Origin of the sequence: Acinetobacter brisouii, from assembly GCF_008993995.1 — a bacterium.
In the GTDB taxonomy this organism is placed as follows: domain Bacteria; phylum Pseudomonadota; class Gammaproteobacteria; order Pseudomonadales; family Moraxellaceae; genus Acinetobacter; species Acinetobacter brisouii_A.
This window is the reverse complement of record NZ_BKNN01000054.1, coordinates 1-18309: the sequence shown is the minus strand read 5'-3', so window position 1 is coordinate 18309 and position 18309 is coordinate 1. Positions and strand designations below refer to the sequence as shown.

Genomic DNA, 18309 nt, shown 5'->3' with positions numbered 1-18309 from the left:
GGATAATCTTTTTCAGATTCAATCAATAATTGAACCGCTCTTTCTCTGATTTCAGGGGTATATTTTAATTTTGTCATCGGGGTAGTCTCTCAGAATATTGACTCTCCGACAAACCCGGTACGGTTCAGCGTTAAGCAGGAAATTTGCCATTTAGGTTTTTTTGACTGTACTATTTCGTCAGAAAATAATGACCATTAAAAACTAATAGGCTGTCTGCATTAACTTTTTACAGGAAGTTTAGTAGAATTTTGCTGTCCATATTACTTATGAAGCTTTAGGAAAAGCTGGAATTCATAAGTAATTTTTTAGAAAAGAGGAATAACACCGTGCTAGAAGCTTACCGCCAACACGTTGAAGAACGTGCCGCACTCGGAGTCCCACCGAAGCCACTTGATGACGCTCAAACTGCTGCATTAGTTGAATTATTAAAAAATCCGCCAGCAGGTGAAGAAGCGTTTCTAGTTGACTTGCTTGAAAATCGCGTTCCAGCAGGTGTTGACCAAGCAGCTTATGTAAAAGCGGCTTTCTTGGCAGCGATTGCAAAAGGCGAAGCGACATCTCCGCTAGTTTCTAAAGAACGTGCAGTTTATTTACTAGGTACGATGCTTGGTGGTTATAACGTAGCGCCTTTAGTTGAGCTTCTGGATGATGCTGAATTAGGTAGCTTGGCTGCTGAAGCTTTGAAAAAAACATTACTTGTATTTGATGCATTCCATGACGTTGCTGACAAAGCGAAAGCGGGCAATGCAAATGCAAAAGCTGTTTTACAATCTTGGGCTGATGCTGAATGGTTCACTAGTCGTAAAGATGTACCAGAAGAAATCAAAATCACTGTGTTCAAAGTAACAGGTGAAACAAACACTGATGACTTGTCTCCAGCTCAAGACGCATGGAGCCGTCCAGACATCCCATTGCATGCAAATGCAATGCTTAAAAACGAACGTGATGGCATTAACCCTGAAAAACCAGGTGAAGTTGGTCCATTAAGCCAAATTAAAGAACTCATTGCTAAAGGCAACCAAGTTGCTTATGTAGGTGACGTTGTTGGTACAGGTTCATCTCGTAAATCTGCAACAAACTCTGTGCTTTGGTTCTTTGGTGATGAAATCGCTCACATTCCAAACAAAAAAGACGGTGGTGTGTGTTTAGGCGGTAAAATTGCTCCGATCTTCTTTAACACAATGGAAGATGCTGGTGCATTACCAGTAGAGATCGATGTTTCTAACATGAACATGGGTGACGAAGTTACTCTTAAAATCGATCATGCTGCTGCAAAAGTAACTGCGTTCAAAAATGGCGAACAAATCGCTGAGTCTGAACTTAAAACTCCAGTACTTTTAGATGAAGTACGTGCTGGTGGTCGTATTAACTTGATCATTGGTCGTGGCTTAACTGCTAAAGCGCGTGAAGCTTTAGGTTTAGCTCCATCTACATTATTCCGTACTCCAGTACAACCAGCTGACACTGGCAAAGGTTTCACTTTAGCTCAGAAGATGGTTGGTCGCGCATGTGGTCTTCCAGAAGGCCAAGGTATCCGTCCAGGTACTTACTGTGAACCTAAAATGACTACAGTTGGTTCTCAAGATACAACTGGTCCTATGACTCGTGATGAGTTAAAAGACTTAGCTTGCTTGGGCTTCTCTGCTGACTTAGTCATGCAGTCTTTCTGTCACACTGCTGCTTATCCAAAGCCAGTTGACGTACAAATGCAACATACACTTCCAGACTTCATCATGAACCGTGGTGGTGTATCTTTACGTCCAGGTGACGGTATTATCCACTCTTGGTTAAACCGTATGCTTCTTCCAGATACCGTTGGTACTGGTGGTGACTCACATACTCGTTTCCCAATTGGTATTTCATTCCCAGCAGGTTCTGGTCTTGTAGCTTTCGCTGCTGCAACTGGTGTAATGCCACTTGATATGCCTGAATCAGTTCTTGTTAAGTTCAAAGGTAAAATGCAGCCTGGTATCACTTTACGTGACCTTGTACATGCGATTCCTTACTATGCAATCAAAGAAGGCGATCTTACTGTTGAGAAAAAAGGTAAGAAAAACATCTTCTCTGGTCGTATCTTAGAAATCGACTTAACAGAAATGGAAACTGACTTAACAGTTGAGCAAGCATTCGAACTTTCTGATGCTTCTGCTGAACGTTCAGCTGCTGGTTGTGCAATCACACTTTCAGAAGAGAAAGTTGCTGAGTACTTACGCTCTAACATCACAATGCTTAAGTGGATGATTTCACAAGGTTATGGTGATGCACGTACGATGGCTCGCCGTGTTGAAAACATGGAAAAATGGTTAGCAAACCCAAGCTTACTTAAAGCTGATGCTGATGCTGAATACACTAAAGTGTATGAAATTGACTTGTCAGAAATCAAAGAACCTATCCTTTGCTGCCCGAACGATCCAGATGATGCGAAACTTCTTTCTGACGTTCAAGGCGACAAAATTGATGAAGTATTCATCGGTTCTTGTATGACTAACATTGGTCACTTCCGTGCTGCTGGTCAGTTACTTGAGAAAGTACCAAGCGGTTCATTAACAACTCGTTTATGGTTGGCTCCACCAACACGTATGGACGAACATCAGTTAATGGAAGAAGGCTTCTATAACACTTATGGCCGTGCTGGTGCGCGTACAGAAATGCCTGGTTGTTCATTATGTATGGGTAACCAAGCACGTGTTGCGCCGAACACAACTGTTGTTTCGACTTCTACACGTAACTTCCCTAACCGTTTAGGCCAAGGTTCTAACGTTTACTTAGCGTCTGCTGAGCTTGCATCTGTTGCTGCTGTACTTGGTAAATTACCAACTCCAGAAGAATACCAACAATATGCAGCTCAAATTGACAGTATGTCTGCTGACATCTACAAATATTTGAATTTCGACCAAATGGGCGAATATACAAATGCTGCTGATAAAGTAGATACTAAGAAAATTGCTGCTGCTCAGTTGACTTAATCATCTACTATTTTTAGTAAAATTTCTATAAAATACCCTCACTTAATTAGTGGGGGTATTTTTATGAAAAGAATAATTTTAGTCGCTATTTTGACGTTGGTAAGTCCAACCTTATTTACAGGTTGTGCAGTTGTTATGGCTGCAAAACAACCGGATAAAAAAGATGTTAGTTTGTTGGCCTATGGAATGCCACGATCACGTATTCTCGCTGAATTTGGCCCGCCTCTTAGTTCTGAATTAAGAGATGGTAAACGAATTGATGTTTATGCATTTAAACAAGGCTATAGTAAAGGAGCTAAAGTTTCACGAACCATTTTTCATGGCGCTGCTGACATAGCAACATTAGGTTTGTGGGAAGTTATTGCAACACCTACAGAATCCGTTTTTGATGGTAACAATTTAGCTTATCAAGTTACTTATGATAATACTGATAAAGTTTTGGAAGTAATACAACTAAAAAAATAAGTAACAAAAAAGCCCTGCTTTCGCAGGGCTAGTCGTATAGATATTTCTATACTCATATAAGGCTCATCTCATACTGTGCGTATTAAAGCATAAATCATGCAGCATTCATACTTAAATATCCCATTTCTTTCGATAACGCCATAACGTAGTACGGCTAATATTTAATTCATCAGCAACCTTTTGTAAGTCCTTGCTATATTGCTCAAGCAAATGTGCCAATAATTCTTTGCTGATATTTTTGCTTGAAAGTGACTCTGTGATCAGTGCATCCCCATGTTCAATATTTGAGATTTCATAGGGCAAATCATGAACATCAATATAATTTCGACCTTGAGACATGGTCAGGGCATAAAGCAAGGTGTTTTTCAGTTCACGAATATTCCCCGGCCAGTCGTATTGCAACATCACTTGCATGGCTCGATGGGTCAAAACTGGAGCGGATTGTCCTTGAAGTAGACTGTTATCTTGCAAGATTTTTTTAATAATCAGAGGAATATCGGTTTTACGTTCGCGAAGTGGTGGTACAAAAATTGGAATCACACGTAAGCGATACAGCAAATCCTGACGGAAACGCCCCAAACGCGCTTCTTCACGTAAGGCACGATGCGTTGCTGCAATAATTCGGACATCACTTTTTAAGGTTTTTTCACCACCCAATTGCGTATATTCACCTGTTTCCAGTACACGCAGTAACTTGGCTTGTAACTCCAGTGGAATTTCTGCGACTTCATCGAGAAACAGTGTGCCGCCTGCGGCACGTTCAAAAACCCCTTTATGGTCGCGGATTGCCCCAGTAAATGCGCCTTTAACATGCCCAAAAAGTTCACTTTCCAAAATATTGGCATTTAAGCTGGCACAGTTCACCGCAATAAACGGACGGTTTCGGCGCTCACTATAGTCATGAATCGCTTGCGCAACTAACTCTTTCCCACTCCCAGATTCACCACGAACCAAAACAGGAAACTGGGTAGATGCTACGCGTTGAATAATCGAGAACATGGCAAACATTTGTGGTGTTTGACTGTTAAATCGCTCGGCAAGCGCCAGTTCAGCCTGTGATGGCTGTCGTGGTGTGGATGTGTCTGGACTACGAATACTTGGACATGGCTGAAATAGATTTAAACTGAAAACTTGCCCTGAAATTTCAATGGGATGTTTTAGATAAAAACTATTTAACTGATCAAGATAACTTTCTTGATTTTGATCTTCACAAGGCGATTGCTGTAAATAGTTAAATAAGGCTTGTTGATGTAAATCCTGTTGATCTGGGCTTTGCCAAAAAACTTGCTGCTGTGAGTCGAGTACAAACAGACGAGCATGATGGAATAATTTTTGGAGCTGTTGCAGGAAGAGATGTGCAGCTGGAAGAGAGTCAAAAACTAGACGATTCATAAGTTTGAATGTTTCAAATAATGTTTCAATTTATTTTAATAAAATTCAAATGAAACACCAAATACTTTAAACCAAAGTGTAATTTTATTTAATATATTGAAATTTAATAATATTATTTTTATTGCAAAGTTGGCATTAAATTTGCGTCATCTAACCCAGCACAATTAATGGGAATAACATCATGTTTTTTAAGCAACTCTTTGAATCTGAAAGTTCGACTTATACCTATTTATTGGCATGTGAACACACCAAACAAGCCATTTTAATTGACCCTGTAGCTTCAGAAATTGATGTCTACATGGATTTGCTTGAACAGCATGATTTGAGCCTTGTGTACAGCTTGGATACTCACGTTCATGCAGACCATGTCACAGGTGCAAAACTTCTAAAAGAACGTGCAGGTTCTAAAGCAGTCTTGCATCGTAATTCAGGTGTGCCATGTGGTGATATTTTAGTGACCGATGGTTGTCTATTGCGTATCGGAGAAATTGAAGTTGAAGCCCGCTATACACCTGGACATACCAATGCATGTACCAGTTATGTGATTGATAACATGGTATTTACGGGGGATGCACTTTTGATTGATGGCTGTGGACGTACAGACTTCCAAGAGGGGAATGCGGGGACTTTATATGACAGCATTCATCATCAATTATTTACTTTGCCTGATGAAACCATTGTTTACCCTGGGCATGACTATAAAGGGCGTACCCAATCAACGATTGGACACGAACGTGAATCTAATGCACGTTTGGGCAACAATCAAACCCGTGAAAATTTTATTGAACTGATGAAAAATTTGGATTTGCCGTATCCAGCAAAAATTGATATTGCACTTCCTGCCAATAAAGCCTGTGGAACAGTATCTAGTGATTGCCAAAACTCAGGAAATTAAGATGAATAGCTTTGAGTTAAATACTGCCCATATTTTTAAACATGATGTTGTGATCGTTGGTGGGGGATCGGCAGGGATTGCCGCAGCATCAAGTTTACTGGCACGTTCACCTTATCTGGATTTGGCGATTATTGACCCTGCGGATATGCATTATTACCAACCTGGCTGGACAATGGTCGGTGGCGGTATCTTTAAAGTCGAATCCACAGGTCGCGCTATGGCAGATGTGATTCCTGTCGGTGCGAACTGGATTCAGCAAGCGGTGAGCAGTTTTGACCCTGACCATAGCCAGTTAACGCTAAAAAATGGTCAGCAGGTTGAATATAAATCGCTGATTGTTTGTCCAGGATTGGTATTGAATTGGGATGCCATTGAGGGACTTAGCGAAACCCTTGGGAAAAATGGCGTAACTTCCAATTACCGTCTGGATTTGGCTCCATATACATGGCAACTGGTACAACAGTTGAAGCAAGGTAAAGCTGTATTTACTCAGCCACCAATGCCGATTAAGTGCGCAGGAGCACCGCAAAAAGCCTTGTACTTGTCATCAGATTACTGGTTGAAAAACAATGTGCTGAATAATATTGAGGTCAGTTTTTACAATGCAGGTGCAGTTTTATTTGGCGTGAAAGCGTATGTGCCAGCATTGATGGAGTATATGCAACGTTATCAAGCGCATCTTAACTTTGAGCACAAACTGGTTAAAGTGGATGGTGCAAGCAAAACGGCATGGTTTGAAGTCAAGAAAGATGGGGAAACCAAACAGGTTTCAACCCAGTTCGATATGCTGCACGTGGTTCCACCACAGCATGCACCTGATTTCATTCGTCAAAGTGCGTTTGCTGATGCGGCAGGATGGTTTGAGGTAAATCCTGAAACCTTACAACATCCGCGTTATGCCAATGTCTTTGCTTTGGGTGATGTGATTAATGCCAGTAATGCCAAAACGGCTGCTGCGGCACGTAAGCAAGCACCAATCGTTGCTGTCAATGTTTTAACGCATCTCAAAGGTCGCAATGATTTCTGTCACTACGATGGCTATGGCTCATGCCCACTAACGGTTGAACGTGGAAAAATTGTGCTTGCAGAGTTTGGTTATGGCGGAAAATTGCTACCTTCATTCCCACGTTGGCTGTGTGATGGCGAAAAACCGACCAAATTGGCGTGGTTCTTAAAAGCACGTATGTTGCCAGAAATTTACTGGAAAGGAATGCTCAAAGGACGTGAATGGTTGGTGAAGCCAAAACGTCATGCAGCCTAACTCACGGCATCATGAGAGAAAATCGTCATGTGGATACTGGTTGTTGAAGGTCTTGCCATTGGTGGTCTATTGGGGCTGACTGGGGCAGGTGGTGGCATTTTGGCTGTACCTGCACTGATGGCATCTCAGGGGTGGACAGTGGCACAAGCTGCACCCGTTGGACTCTTGGCTGTGACCTTTTCGGCATTTATTGGCACCTTGCAAGGTTTATTTAAAAAGATTGTGCGTTACCGTGCGGCGCTTTGGATTGCCTTGATTGGGATTCCTGCTTCACACTTGGGGATTTGGGCCAGTGCACATACTTCACCGATGTGGCTCACGCTGTTATTTGCCTTGGTGATGTTTGTGGTTGCATATCGGTTATTTAGCCATCCACATGAAGATTTTCATAATCCACCTTGTCGAATTAATCCATACACAGGGAAACTTCAGTGGGATATTCCCACTGCTCTAATTTTAGGGGGTATCGGAATTTTGGCGGGTTTTTTGACAGGATTACTTGGCGTTGGTGGTGGTTTTGTGATTGTTCCTGCACTAAAAAAAACTACGAACCTCGATTTGCATAGCATTGTGGCTACCTCTCTGATGATCATATTCTTGGTGGGTGGCTTGAGCATTGGTTTGCATATGATGGAGGGTTTTGTTTACCCGACTACGGTCACTATAGAATTTGCAGGAGCCTGCATATTGGGTTTGTTGATAGGGCGACTCGTAGTCGCTCGGATTTCAACGCATTATGTGCAGCGCATTTTTGCAATGACCGTCATACTGGTTGCATCATTGATGTTCATTAAATCACTGAAAGCTATTTTTGCCTTATAAGAGGAGTCTCACATCATGCATGAATACGCTTTGGCCTTTGTGGGTGGAATATTACTCGGCATCGCAACGATTACCTATTTGTATAGTACTGGGCGCATTGCAGGTGTCAGTGGACTGATTGCACAGATGCTTACCCCTAAAAACTGGTTCAGTACACCTGCATTCTGGTTTTTATTGGGCTTGGTGGGTATGCCATTTATTTACCATCAGTTTATGGACTTGCCTGTGCAGATTAAAGCATCGCCTTGGGTACTCATCGTGAGTGGTTTATTGGTCGGTGTAGGAACACGTTTGGGTTCGGGTTGTACCAGTGGGCATGGGATCTGTGGATTAAGCCGATTATCTCCTCGTTCATTTGTTGCGGTGGGTTGTTTTATGGCGTGTGCATTTTTAACGGTCTTAGTGACACGTTATATTTTGGGTGGCTAACATGAAAAATCTAATTGCATTTATTTGTGGTGGCATATTTGCACTAGGTCTCATGTTATCAGGCATGTCGAACCCTGCGGTGGTTCAGTCATTTTTTGATGTGTTTGGCGACTGGAGTCCACGCTTGATGTTTGTGATGGGTGGAGCCGTTTTGGTGTCGTTCTATCCGTTTCAACGAGCCATGAAGCAAGAGCATCCACAAACCTTTTTTCATGAACCGATTGATTTACCCAAAAGTAAGCTGATTGACTCACGTTTAATTGTGGGTTCAATTTTATTTGGTATCGGTTGGGGCTTGTCAGGGATTTGTCCTGCGCCTGCTTTAACTTTACTTGGGCTAGGACATTGGGACGCATTGTATTTTATTGTTCCGATGTTGCTCGGTATGTTTGCTTATAAGTTAACTCAAAAATAAAGGACTCTATTCAGATAGCAAGGATGCTCATCTGAGGAAGCCGATTGGGTTTATATTGTGCATAAAATGCGCAATAATAATGCAAAAAATATTCCCATAAAGAATATTTTGAATTTATTCAATATAAAGTGAGATAAAATAATGAGTTAGAGTTTTGGCATATCCCTTGCATTTTAAATCATACAACCCGCAAAGGAGTACACGCCATGACTGAACAGAGCATGTTTAAAATAACAAATATTCGCCTGACCGATCCGCGTACCTGTGAGCTGTATATGCAAAATAATGATACGGCTTCGGTAAAAGGCTGGGTGATTCAGTGTAATGCTGCATTATCTAACCAGTTTCACGAGCATTTGAATCAGTTGTGCCAATCTGAAAATCCATTTATTGCTTTACTTCAGTTAAAGCAATTCCATAAAGTCGAAGTACTGTGTTAATGCCTGATATAAAAAATGACAGCAAGAACAGGTCTTTGCTGTCGTTTTCTGATAGAGATTAATGTTAATTAGCATTTTTCTTAAATCATAGACATAAAAAAGCCCGCTTTTGTGCTGCGGGCTTTTTTTGAATTTTGGCTCTCCAACCTGGGCTCGAACCAGGGACCTGCGGATTAACAGTCCGTCGCTCTACCGACTGAGCTATTGGAGAATCTTCAGGCGATTATAATGTGATTTTGATCAGGGTCAAGTGAAAATCATAGAAGAATTTACAGATGTTTTATATTTGAACAAATGGTCGAGTGTTATCTAAAAAAGTTATTTTTTTCTGAACTTTTTTGCTAAATTAAAAAACAAATAGGTCGTTTAAAGTTTTTTAAAATTTTAAACAGTGTGGATTTAACCCCAACTTGCCAGCACACAAATGGCTAAATCGGAGGCGTAATATGCCAATTCTTCGCATTCAAGATATCTTTGCAAACTTCCAATTTTACACAGAAAACTATCTTTCGATTTTAAAAAATCCTCAAAGTTATTATCAGCCTGTCACAGATGCCTGTATTCACTTTGCCATTTTGAGCGAACAAAAAGTCTATTTAGGTGATTTGCTACAATTATGGTTGGGTGACAAATGGACAGAACATCAAGAACAACAGTTACAACAAGGTGAAGCCAATTTTTGGCAACCTGTTCAGCAAGGTCAGAAAGGTAATGATATTTTTATCTTTGCGATTCAGGGGCAGGGTGTTGGTAAACATGCGAAAGCGTTGGCTTGGTCACAGCATGATGCGCAAGTTCGAGAAATCTATTTAGATCGTGTATTGCCTTATTACTTTAATTTTATTGCTTTAGAGCGCCCAAAACATCGTGCTGCTTAAGAAAATTATTTTATTTTTTCACTTTTTTGAAAGTTATGAGTTGATCAATATTTTTTAAATATCGAAATCATAAAAAAAACCCATCAGCGAACGGATGGGTTTTTTGTATCAGCGGAAAGGATTACGCATTTTTCTCAGCTTCGATTGAAGCAATTGCAGCGTCTACGCCTTCAATTGAATCAGCTGCTTTTTTGATACGTGCAAGTGCATCAACAAGCACTTCGTCAGCAGTCGCGTAAGAGATACGCATGAAACCGCCAAGACCGAAAGCATCACCTGGAACAACGGCAACACCCGTTTCTTCCAATAACCATTCAGAGAATTCTGTGCAAGATTTTAAACCTTTCGCACGAATCAATGGGCGGATGTTGGCATAAGCATAGAATGCACCGTCAGCAGGTAGGCAAGAAATACCGTTGATTGCATTTAAGCCGTTAACCACTAAGTCATGACGACGTTTGAATGCTTCAATCATTGGTTCAAGAACGTCTTGAGGACCGTTCAATGCAGCTTCAGCAGCAACTTGCGAAATTGAAGTTGGGTTTGAAGTTGATTGAGATTGGATTTTTTTCATCGCGCCGATGATTTTTGCAGGACCCGCTGCATAGCCGATACGCCAGCCAGTCATTGCATACGCTTTAGACACACCGTTCAATACGATAACGCGGTCATAAAGGTCTGGAGCAATTGTTGCGATGTTATAGAATTCGTCATCCCAACGGATTGGTTCGTACATGTCGTCAGATGCAACAAATACTTGTGGGTGACGACGTAATACTTCAGCTAAAGCTTCAAGCTCAGCTTTGGTGTAGATCATGCCTGTTGGGTTAGAAGGGCTGTTCAATACCACTAAACGTGTATTTTCAGTGATCGCAGCTTCTAATTGTTCAGGGGTAATTTTGAAACGTTGTTCTTCACCACATTTCACAATCACAGGTGTACCTTCAGCGATAATCACCATGTCTGGATAGCTTACCCAGAACGGTGCAGGAATAATCACTTCATCACCTTTGTTTAACAAAGCAAGTGCCAAGTTAAAGAATGATTGTTTACCACCACAAGAAACCAAAATTTGGTTTGCTTGGTAGTCAAGGTTGTTGTCGCGTTTAAGCTTAGCAATAATTGCTTTTTTTAAGCCTGGCGTACCATCAACAGCAGTGTATTTTGTAAAGCCATTGTTAATCGCTTGAATAGCTGCATCTTTGATGTGTTGCGGGGTATCGAAATCAGGTTCACCTGCACCCAAACCAATCACGTTCTTACCAGCAGCTTTTAATTCAGCAGCTTTATTTGTTACGGCAAGCGTAGGAGACGGTTTGATAGCGTTTACACGATCTGACAGACGTACGTCCACTGCGATATTCCTTCTTTAGTGGGATTAAAAAATAAAAGCATCCTATCTTAACGTAAAAAATCGAACATGCTAGGTACAAATTGTCCAAAATGAGAAAAAATCATAGGAAATTTAAATTATGCAAGTCATTGCTGGTGATTGTGAAATATGGACTCGTCAAGGTGCACAAAAAAGCTTAAAATAAGGAAAATTTCGAGTTTTGTTTGTTGTATGAGTCAAAATAAACCGCAAGTCCAATTGCCTTTTCCACTGCCAACACAGCAGGAGAAAGAGGGTGATATGGCACACAATAGTGTTCGACCAAAACCTCAGTCTTATGCTGATAAAACTTGGCCACCACCACGTGGTACGCGCCGTTCTATGGGTAAACGTTAATTTTCCCCATATTCAATATAAAAAAGCACGTTATTTGACGTGCTTTTTTATCTCTTGGGTTTTATTTAAAAATTTTATGTGGATTTAAAATCATATTGGGATCAAACAGTTGTTTGAGTTGTTGCATCATGTCGAGCGCATTTGCATCGACTGAATAATGCAAATAATCACGTTTCAGTAAACCAATACCATGTTCTGCAGAAATACAACCTTTAAACTCGCGAACTACACCGTAGACGATTTCATCAATTGCGTGAATGACAGATTCAAGCTGATCTTCTGACAAATCTTTTAAGTCAAAAATAATGTGCATATTGCTGTCACCAATATGCCCGAAGAACAGACTCACTAGATTTGGAAAATGTTGGTCTAAACGTGCCTGACAGACTTCTTTAAATTCACCCAATTCGCCAATCGGTAAGCTCACATCAAAACATAGGGGACGACCTGTGCTGGAAATTTCAGCAGGAACTGTTTCACGAATCAGCCAGAGTTGCTGTGCTTGTGTCTGATTTTGTGCAATCACAGCATCTAAAGCTTCACCTGTTTCAAACATTTCAGCCAACAAATTTTCTAAATCCTCAGCAGGCGCTTCGACATCAAATACCGCATAGACAGGATAAGCCTGACTCAGTGGGTTCTGGCTGTTTTGCATCCATGACAGACTGAGTTGATAGTATTGATCCCACATCACCTCAAAAGCATTCGGTGTGGTTAAATTCTTTTGTATGCGACGAAGTAAATGAACGGCAGATAAAAAATCAGGGAAGGCACATAAACAAGTCGTTAATGCACTGGGTGGTGGAGATAATTTGAGAACTGCACGAGTGACGATTCCCAAAGTGCCTTCAGAACCAATAAAATTTTGTTTTAAGTCGTAAGCGGCATTGTTCTTGATCATTTTATTCATCAGATTCAGCACGCGCCCATCGGCAAGAACCACTTCCATGCCCAGTACATGCTCTCGCATCATGCCATAACGAATCACCGAAAGTCCGCCCGCATTCGTCGCAATATTTCCACCAATTTGGCAAGAACCTCGTCCACCCACATCGACAGGAAAAAACAACTCGGCTTGTTTTGCGGCATTTTGTACTTCTTCGAGCGTAATGCCCGCTTGCACAGTCATGGTTGATGAATATTGATCAATTTCTTCAATTTTATTCATTTTATCAAGTGCAATCACGATTTCATCGGTATTGGCAATACCTGCACCCGCAACGCCTGTCATGCCACCTTGAGGAACAACAGCTTGTTTGAGTTCATTGCAAATTGAAAGAATTTGACTGACTTGTTCGGTATTTTTTGGAAAGAGCACGGCATAAGGTTGAATGCGCTTGTAGTTGCTCCAGTCGGTATAGTGGCGAATGTTGATGGCTTCGCCTATGGCAATTTGCTGCTCAGTCAAAAATACTCGACAACGCTCAACCACTTGCTGTTGGATGCTCATTTGCTTTCCTTTTTTATGATGATAAAGACAATGCCGATAGTGTAATCCTAAGTCATTCATATGGGCAGTTTTTGCCACAAAAAAGTCAGCAACTTTGCTGGCTGAATGGCTCAATTCAGAGCGGCATAGTGATTTTTCTTTTTGATATACATGTCGTTATCTGCACGTTTTAATAAAGCTTCAATGCTTTCATTAGGTTGGCTTGTTGCATGTCCAATTGAAATACTAATTGGCTGACTCGAATAATACTGGTTGTCGATATTAAACAGTTCTTGAATGGTTTGCAGAACGGATAGCGTTGCGACTTCATCAGCAGATGACATCAGAATCACAAACTCATCTCCACCGACACGAGAAGCTGTATAAGGCGTATTTAAAATCACTTGGTTCAGTACAGCTCCAACACGGCGCAACAAACCATCACCAATGTCATGACCCAATTCATCATTGGTTTGTTTTAAGCCATTCATATCGAGGAAGATACAAGAAACAGGTCGAATAAAACTACGCTCTAAGCGGTTAATTTCTTCAGTATAAAATGAGCGATTGTACAGCTTGGTCAGGACATCATGTTTACCGAGATATTCCAGATAATTTTCGGCTTTTTTACGTGCGGTAATGTCGGTTAATGCAACTTGAACCATGCCCCAATCATGCTCATAACCAGGAAAAACCGTAAATTGCAGTAAAACATTACGGATAGAACCATCAAGCGCGTAATTCACAGCTTCATGCTGATGGTGAATGTTACCTTTCCAAAGTTCAATCAGTTGCTCGCGAAAGGTATTGTGCATTTCCTGCATAAACACTTTATTGAGATTTTTAAATAAAGTTGGTTTATCGGGTGCTTTAAATAGAGTCAACGTGGCTTGGTTGACATCGAGCAGGATAATGTCTTCGGTACACTGTTGAACAAAATCAGGGTGAACATCTAAAAAAGTGCGGAAATCTTCAATAGCCAACTGACGAATTTGGTCTAGGCGGCGTTTAATTCGACTGAAATCTTCAACCCACAGAGATGCAGGTGAATAATTAAACATGGATTCTGCCAAAATACGGTTTTTGGCTTCGAGTCGCTGAGCATCTTGATAGGTGGTAATGTCTTCAGTCGTGATCAATACCCGAGCTAGGTCCTGTTCAAAACCGGGAAGTACGGAGGCGCGCAGTTGTACGTCGAGTCGTTTACCTGACAAGGTGTAATTGACGCCTGTACTGGAAAATTCGTTTTTTCCTTCCCATAAAGCTGCTAGTTCAAAAATATGCGTGCCAAGCATATCTTCCTTGAAAATTTTAGAAAGATTCTCGCAAAGATGGTCTTGATCTTTGGCTTCAAAGACCTCTAAAGTTTTTTGATTGACTTTGATAATTTTGATTTTGTGGGTTGAGGCAACAATACGTTGCATGTCTGCCTGTAAAAAACTGACCAGATCCTCAACACCATCGGCACGCCACTGATCAAACTGAAGTTTGACCTCACTAAAATCTTCAAGCCACATGGGAATAGGTGCTAAATCAAAAATTGAAGAATCAAAATGTGGCATATAAAACCTACCCCAAAAATGGACTAAAAGTAGTAATCGATTGAGTTAGTGATGGCGTTTAATCGGATGTTTAATTTCAATTTCAGCATTCCAAACACGGATAAAATCTTGTTCGTTGAAATCGTAAAGTTCCATCAAGGCAAGAATCACTCCGCCATAAATATAGCTTTCATCGGAATGGGCAGGTAACTGAAAAACCTTGTCATTAATCTGTTTGAGAATATCTTCAATTTCATATTCACGACTGCGACCATACTGGTCTTCTGGATACATTTTCTGTTCTATAACTTTCAGTGCGATTTGGCGTTGTTCTTTATTCAGTGAAGTTTGTTTAATGGCTTCGGTATAGTCTTCTGCCAAAATCACCTCAGGACTAAAAATGCTATGTAGCAATTTACTGGTCAGGTTTGGAAATAAACGTGCTGCATTTTTTTCGACATAAGGACGGAATGATTCAGGGAAAATCACATTACAAGAAATACCCTGAAACAGTGGAGCAATGTCAGAAATCTGATAGCCTGCAATTCCACAGCCCAGCGCCGTAATAAAATATTTGGTGTTAAGATGGTTTTGTGTATAGATTTTAAAATCTTCAATATAATGCGCAATTTGAGAAATTGGCATTTGTTGTAAATGTTCATTCAGCGTTGGAATGGCAAAGCTCTGACCTGACCAGCCGCGTCCGACACCTGTCATTGCACCAAAAAATAATTGTGCAATCCGTGCAGCGCCGTCATTGTGTTGACCTGCAAGGTTGCTTCCAAACACAAACATCGTGTCTTCAGGTAAGCTCTTAATTATGCTTTCATCATGATACTGATAAGTCATCGTCGTTGTGTTTTTTGCCATGATCTTGTGTGCAATGTTGCAGTTGATTGGTAAAGCGGTCAAGTAAAAAATACTTGAATAATCTGTGTTCAGTCCAATTTATCTAAATAAATGAAAAATGAGAGAAGCCAGTGAGTCATCAGCCTTTTGATTTGGTCACCCAATATTCCCCAGCAGGCGATCAGCCGCAAGCGATTGAAAAACTGGTCACAGGTGTTGAAAATGGACTTAAGCATCAGTTATTGCTTGGTGTGACGGGCTCAGGGAAAACCTACACCATGGCCAATGTCATTGCTCAATTGCAGCGACCAACCATTGTCATGGCGCACAATAAAACTCTTGCAGCTCAGCTTTATGGTGAATTTAAAGCATTTTTCCCCAACAATGCAGTTGAGTATTTTGTCAGTTATTACGATTACTATCAGCCTGAAGCCTATGTGCCATCTTCAGATACTTTTATCGAAAAAGATGCGGCAATTAATGATCATATTGATCAGATGCGTCTGTCGGCAACCCGCGCTTTATTAGAACGCCGTGATGCGATTATTGTGGCTTCGGTATCGGCAATTTATGGTTTGGGCGATCCCAATGCCTATATGCAAATGCTACTGCATGTAGTTGAAGGCGATGTGATCCATCGCGATGAAATTATCCGCCGTCTGGTGGAAATGCAGTACAGTCGTAACGAACTGGAGTTTGTGCGAGGAACCTATCGCATTCGTGGTGAGATGATTGATATTTTTCCTGCGGAATCTGATCAGCAAGCCATCCGTATCGAATTGTTTGATGATGAAGTGGATTCAATTCGCTGGTTTGATCCTTTAACAGGAAAAATGCTGCGTAAAGTCCCACGCGTGACGATATATCCAAAAAGTCATTATGTGACACCCCAAGACAATCTACAGCGCGCAATCGGCACGATTAAAACTGAACTCAAGCAGCAAATCGAATTTTTTAAAAATAATGACAAATTGCTCGAAGCACAGCGGATTGAACAGCGCACGCGCTATGATCTGGAAATGATGCAGCAACTGGGCTATACCAACGGCATTGAAAACTACTCACGGCATTTGTCGGGTCGTCCTGCTGGAGAAGCGCCACCGACTTTATTTGATTATATTCCTGAAGATGCTCTGCTCTTGATCGATGAATCGCATGTGACCGTACCGCAAATCGGTGCAATGTATAAAGGGGATCGTTCGCGTAAAGAAAACTTGGTCAATTATGGCTTTCGCTTGCCGAGTGCTTTAGATAACCGACCGATGAAATTTGAGGAATGGGAACGCATTGTTCCTGCCACAATTTTTGTGACCGCAACGCCAGCACAATATGAACTTGAGCATTCAGAACAAGTGGTTGAACAGGTGGTACGACCTACGGGTTTGATTGACCCTGAAATTGAAATCAGACCCGTGTTGACGCAGGTCGATGATGTCCTCTCAGAAATTAATATCCGTAAACAACTCAATGAGCGGGTTTTAGTCACGACATTGACCAAACGTATGGCGGAAGATCTGACCTCATATTTAAAAGAATATGGCATCAAGGTTGCGTATTTGCATTCGGATATTGATACCGTTGAACGGGTCAAAATCATCCATGAACTACGGACAGGTGTGCATGATGTTTTGGTTGGTATTAATCTGTTGCGTGAAGGTCTGGATATGCCAGAAGTATCCCTAGTTGCAATTTTAGATGCCGACAAAGAAGGTTTTTTACGTTCTGAGCGTTCACTGATTCAAACCATTGGTCGGGCAGCACGGCATCTCAAAGGCAAAGCAATTTTATATGCTGACCGCGTGACGGATTCTATGCAAAAAGCCATTGATGAAACAGATCGCCGTCGCAATAAGCAAATTGAATTTAACCAGCAACATGGAATTACCCCACGCAGCGCAGTGCGCCAAATTATTAAGGAAATTGATACAGGAGAGATCATTGCAGATGAACCTGCTGAGCAACAGTATCAACAGCTACAGAGCTTGAGTGCAGATGAGCAGCATTTAATTGCAGATCCGAAATTGTTGACCAAGCATTTAGCAAAACTGGAAAAAGAAATGCTCAAAGCCTCGAAAGAATTGCAGTTTGAACAGGCTGCAAGGTTGCGTGATGAAATTCTTCGTTTAAAAGCACACTTAATTCTGTAGGTTATTTACAGAATTCTTACAGTGCAGGCATGAAATAATCGTTATGTTTTTGATAAATCCTTGATAAGGATCAAGAGGATAGTAATAAGTGAATAACAAGCAAAAAACAAAATCATGGCTTAAAAAACTGACCTTGCTGAGTGTGATTCTTGGTGCAGGGGTGTGGGCAACTGCCCATGCTCAAAAACCGATGCCAACGATTGCACAAGTTGACTTAGGCAAGTATCTCGGTGTCTGGTATGAAATTGCCCGTAAGCCGATGTATTTTCAAAAGCAATGCGTTAAAAATGTACAGGCAGTTTATACCTTAAATGTCAATGGTAACGTCAGTGTTGAAAATAGTTGTGTCAATCAAGATGGGCATATAGAGCAAGCTCAAGGCGAAGCCTATGTGGTCAATGCACCACATAATAGTAAGCTGCGCGTGAGTTTTTTACCTGAATCTTTGCGGTGGTTGCCAGTCGGACGAGGAGATTATTGGATACTCAAACTAGATGCCAATTACCAAACGGTGTTGGTTGGTGAGCCGAAACGAAAATATATGTGGGTTTTGTCACGTGAGCCGCATTTATCAGATGAGGTTTTACAAGAATACTTGAAGTATGCACAAAGTTTAGGGTATCGAACCAATGATTTGATTTACACCGTGCA

The 18309-nt window shown here is 41.2% G+C and carries 16 protein-coding genes, 1 tRNA gene and 1 pseudogene; 12 read left to right on the top strand and 6 right to left on the bottom strand.

The features are described 5' to 3' along the window. The first annotated feature begins 326 nt into the window (after positions 1-326). Positions 327-2966: a bifunctional aconitate hydratase 2/2-methylisocitrate dehydratase gene (locus tag GBN19_RS12010; RefSeq protein ID WP_151778310.1), complete on the top strand. Its 2640-nt coding sequence runs from the start codon at positions 327-329 to the stop codon at positions 2964-2966. Between the two features lie 63 nt (positions 2967-3029). Beyond that, complete coding sequence (locus GBN19_RS12005) at positions 3030-3431, top strand: hypothetical protein (protein WP_151778309.1); 402 nt, start codon at positions 3030-3032, stop codon at positions 3429-3431. Positions 3432-3542: 111 nt separating this feature from the next. Here the strand turns inward: GBN19_RS12005 and GBN19_RS12000 are convergent, their stop codons facing one another. Further along, positions 3543-4823 (bottom strand): sigma-54 interaction domain-containing protein, encoded by a 1281-nt coding sequence (locus GBN19_RS12000; RefSeq protein WP_151778308.1) that lies wholly within the window; start codon positions 4821-4823, stop codon positions 3543-3545. 181 nt (positions 4824-5004) lie between these two features. Between GBN19_RS12000 and GBN19_RS11995 the strand changes: the two genes are divergently transcribed. The 6 genes and pseudogenes from GBN19_RS11995 to GBN19_RS11970 all read left to right on the top strand — a co-directional run bounded on the left by GBN19_RS11995 (position 5005) and on the right by GBN19_RS11970 (position 9085). Continuing rightward, complete coding sequence (locus GBN19_RS11995) at positions 5005-5718, top strand: MBL fold metallo-hydrolase (RefSeq protein WP_151709122.1); 714 nt, start codon at positions 5005-5007, stop codon at positions 5716-5718. Positions 5719-5758: 40 nt separating this feature from the next. Then, a pseudogene (locus tag GBN19_RS11990) lies at positions 5759-6979 on the top strand (NAD(P)/FAD-dependent oxidoreductase); the annotation flags it as partial. 27 nt (positions 6980-7006) lie between these two features. Continuing rightward, positions 7007-7801: a sulfite exporter TauE/SafE family protein gene (locus tag GBN19_RS11985; protein ID WP_151778306.1), complete on the top strand. Its 795-nt coding sequence runs from the start codon at positions 7007-7009 to the stop codon at positions 7799-7801. A 15-nt stretch (positions 7802-7816) separates the two neighbouring features. Continuing rightward, complete coding sequence (locus tag GBN19_RS11980; RefSeq protein ID WP_151778305.1) at positions 7817-8230, top strand: YeeE/YedE family protein; 414 nt, start codon at positions 7817-7819, stop codon at positions 8228-8230. Between the two features lies 1 nt (position 8231). Next, complete coding sequence (locus GBN19_RS11975) at positions 8232-8645, top strand: DUF6691 family protein (protein WP_151778304.1); 414 nt, start codon at positions 8232-8234, stop codon at positions 8643-8645. A gap of 206 nt (positions 8646-8851) precedes the next feature. Further along, entirely contained in the window at positions 8852-9085 is a 234-nt protein-coding gene (locus GBN19_RS11970) for a hypothetical protein (protein WP_111892278.1), read from the top strand. Positions 9086-9220: 135 nt separating this feature from the next. On the opposite strand, the gene GBN19_RS11965 is transcribed toward GBN19_RS11970, so the two are convergent. After that, a tRNA-Asn gene (locus tag GBN19_RS11965) sits at positions 9221-9296 on the bottom strand. Positions 9297-9531: 235 nt separating this feature from the next. Here GBN19_RS11965 and GBN19_RS11960 point away from each other — a divergent pair. Continuing rightward, positions 9532-9963: a hypothetical protein gene (locus GBN19_RS11960; protein ID WP_151778303.1), complete on the top strand. Its 432-nt coding sequence runs from the start codon at positions 9532-9534 to the stop codon at positions 9961-9963. A 121-nt stretch (positions 9964-10084) separates the two neighbouring features. Here GBN19_RS11960 and GBN19_RS11955 read toward each other — a convergent pair whose 3' ends face one another. Then, a complete protein-coding gene (locus GBN19_RS11955) occupies positions 10085-11317 on the bottom strand; it encodes a pyridoxal phosphate-dependent aminotransferase (protein ID WP_151778302.1) in 1233 nt (410 codons plus the stop codon). Positions 11318-11527: 210 nt separating this feature from the next. Between GBN19_RS11955 and GBN19_RS15785 the strand changes: the two genes are divergently transcribed. Next, positions 11528-11692, top strand: a complete 165-nt coding sequence (locus tag GBN19_RS15785; protein WP_171492596.1) for a hypothetical protein — start codon at positions 11528-11530, stop codon at positions 11690-11692. Positions 11693-11753: 61 nt separating this feature from the next. Here the strand turns inward: GBN19_RS15785 and GBN19_RS11950 are convergent, their stop codons facing one another. The 3 genes from GBN19_RS11950 to GBN19_RS11940 form a co-directional block, all read right to left on the bottom strand. Further along, positions 11754-13142 (bottom strand): FAD-binding oxidoreductase, encoded by a 1389-nt coding sequence (locus tag GBN19_RS11950; protein WP_151778301.1) that lies wholly within the window; start codon positions 13140-13142, stop codon positions 11754-11756. A 110-nt stretch (positions 13143-13252) separates the two neighbouring features. Next, a complete protein-coding gene (locus GBN19_RS11945; RefSeq protein WP_151778300.1) occupies positions 13253-14683 on the bottom strand; it encodes a sensor domain-containing diguanylate cyclase in 1431 nt (476 codons plus the stop codon). Between the two features lie 45 nt (positions 14684-14728). Next, the gene (locus GBN19_RS11940) at positions 14729-15511 is read right to left on the bottom strand and encodes an A1S_2505 family phage non-structural protein (RefSeq protein WP_151778311.1); all 783 of its coding nucleotides are present in this window, start codon (positions 15509-15511) and stop codon (positions 14729-14731) included. Positions 15512-15642: 131 nt separating this feature from the next. Here GBN19_RS11940 and uvrB point away from each other — a divergent pair, with 131 nt between their 5' ends. Beyond that, a complete protein-coding gene (gene uvrB / locus GBN19_RS11935; protein WP_151778299.1) occupies positions 15643-17658 on the top strand; it encodes an excinuclease ABC subunit UvrB in 2016 nt (671 codons plus the stop codon). Between the two features lie 88 nt (positions 17659-17746). Further along, positions 17747-18309, top strand: a 563-nt coding sequence (locus GBN19_RS11930) for a lipocalin family protein (RefSeq protein ID WP_151778298.1), incomplete at its 3' end; no start/stop codon positions are given.

Coding starts and splice junctions, on each gene's coding strand:
- GBN19_RS12005 (WP_151778309.1), top strand. CDS start 3,030: ATGAAAAGAATAATTTTAGTCGCTATTTTGACGTTGGTAAGTCCAACC.
- GBN19_RS12000 (WP_151778308.1), bottom strand. CDS start 4,823: ATGAATCGTCTAGTTTTTGACTCTCTTCCAGCTGCACATCTCTTCCTG.
- GBN19_RS11995 (WP_151709122.1), top strand. CDS start 5,005: ATGTTTTTTAAGCAACTCTTTGAATCTGAAAGTTCGACTTATACCTAT.
- GBN19_RS11985 (WP_151778306.1), top strand. CDS start 7,007: ATGTGGATACTGGTTGTTGAAGGTCTTGCCATTGGTGGTCTATTGGGG.
- GBN19_RS11980 (WP_151778305.1), top strand. CDS start 7,817: ATGCATGAATACGCTTTGGCCTTTGTGGGTGGAATATTACTCGGCATC.
- GBN19_RS11975 (WP_151778304.1), top strand. CDS start 8,232: ATGAAAAATCTAATTGCATTTATTTGTGGTGGCATATTTGCACTAGGT.
- GBN19_RS11970 (WP_111892278.1), top strand. CDS start 8,852: ATGACTGAACAGAGCATGTTTAAAATAACAAATATTCGCCTGACCGAT.
- GBN19_RS11960 (WP_151778303.1), top strand. CDS start 9,532: ATGCCAATTCTTCGCATTCAAGATATCTTTGCAAACTTCCAATTTTAC.
- GBN19_RS15785 (WP_171492596.1), top strand. CDS start 11,528: ATGAGTCAAAATAAACCGCAAGTCCAATTGCCTTTTCCACTGCCAACA.
- GBN19_RS11950 (WP_151778301.1), bottom strand. CDS start 13,142: ATGAGCATCCAACAGCAAGTGGTTGAGCGTTGTCGAGTATTTTTGACT.
- GBN19_RS11945 (WP_151778300.1), bottom strand. CDS start 14,683: ATGCCACATTTTGATTCTTCAATTTTTGATTTAGCACCTATTCCCATG.
- GBN19_RS11940 (WP_151778311.1), bottom strand. CDS start 15,511: ATGACTTATCAGTATCATGATGAAAGCATAATTAAGAGCTTACCTGAA.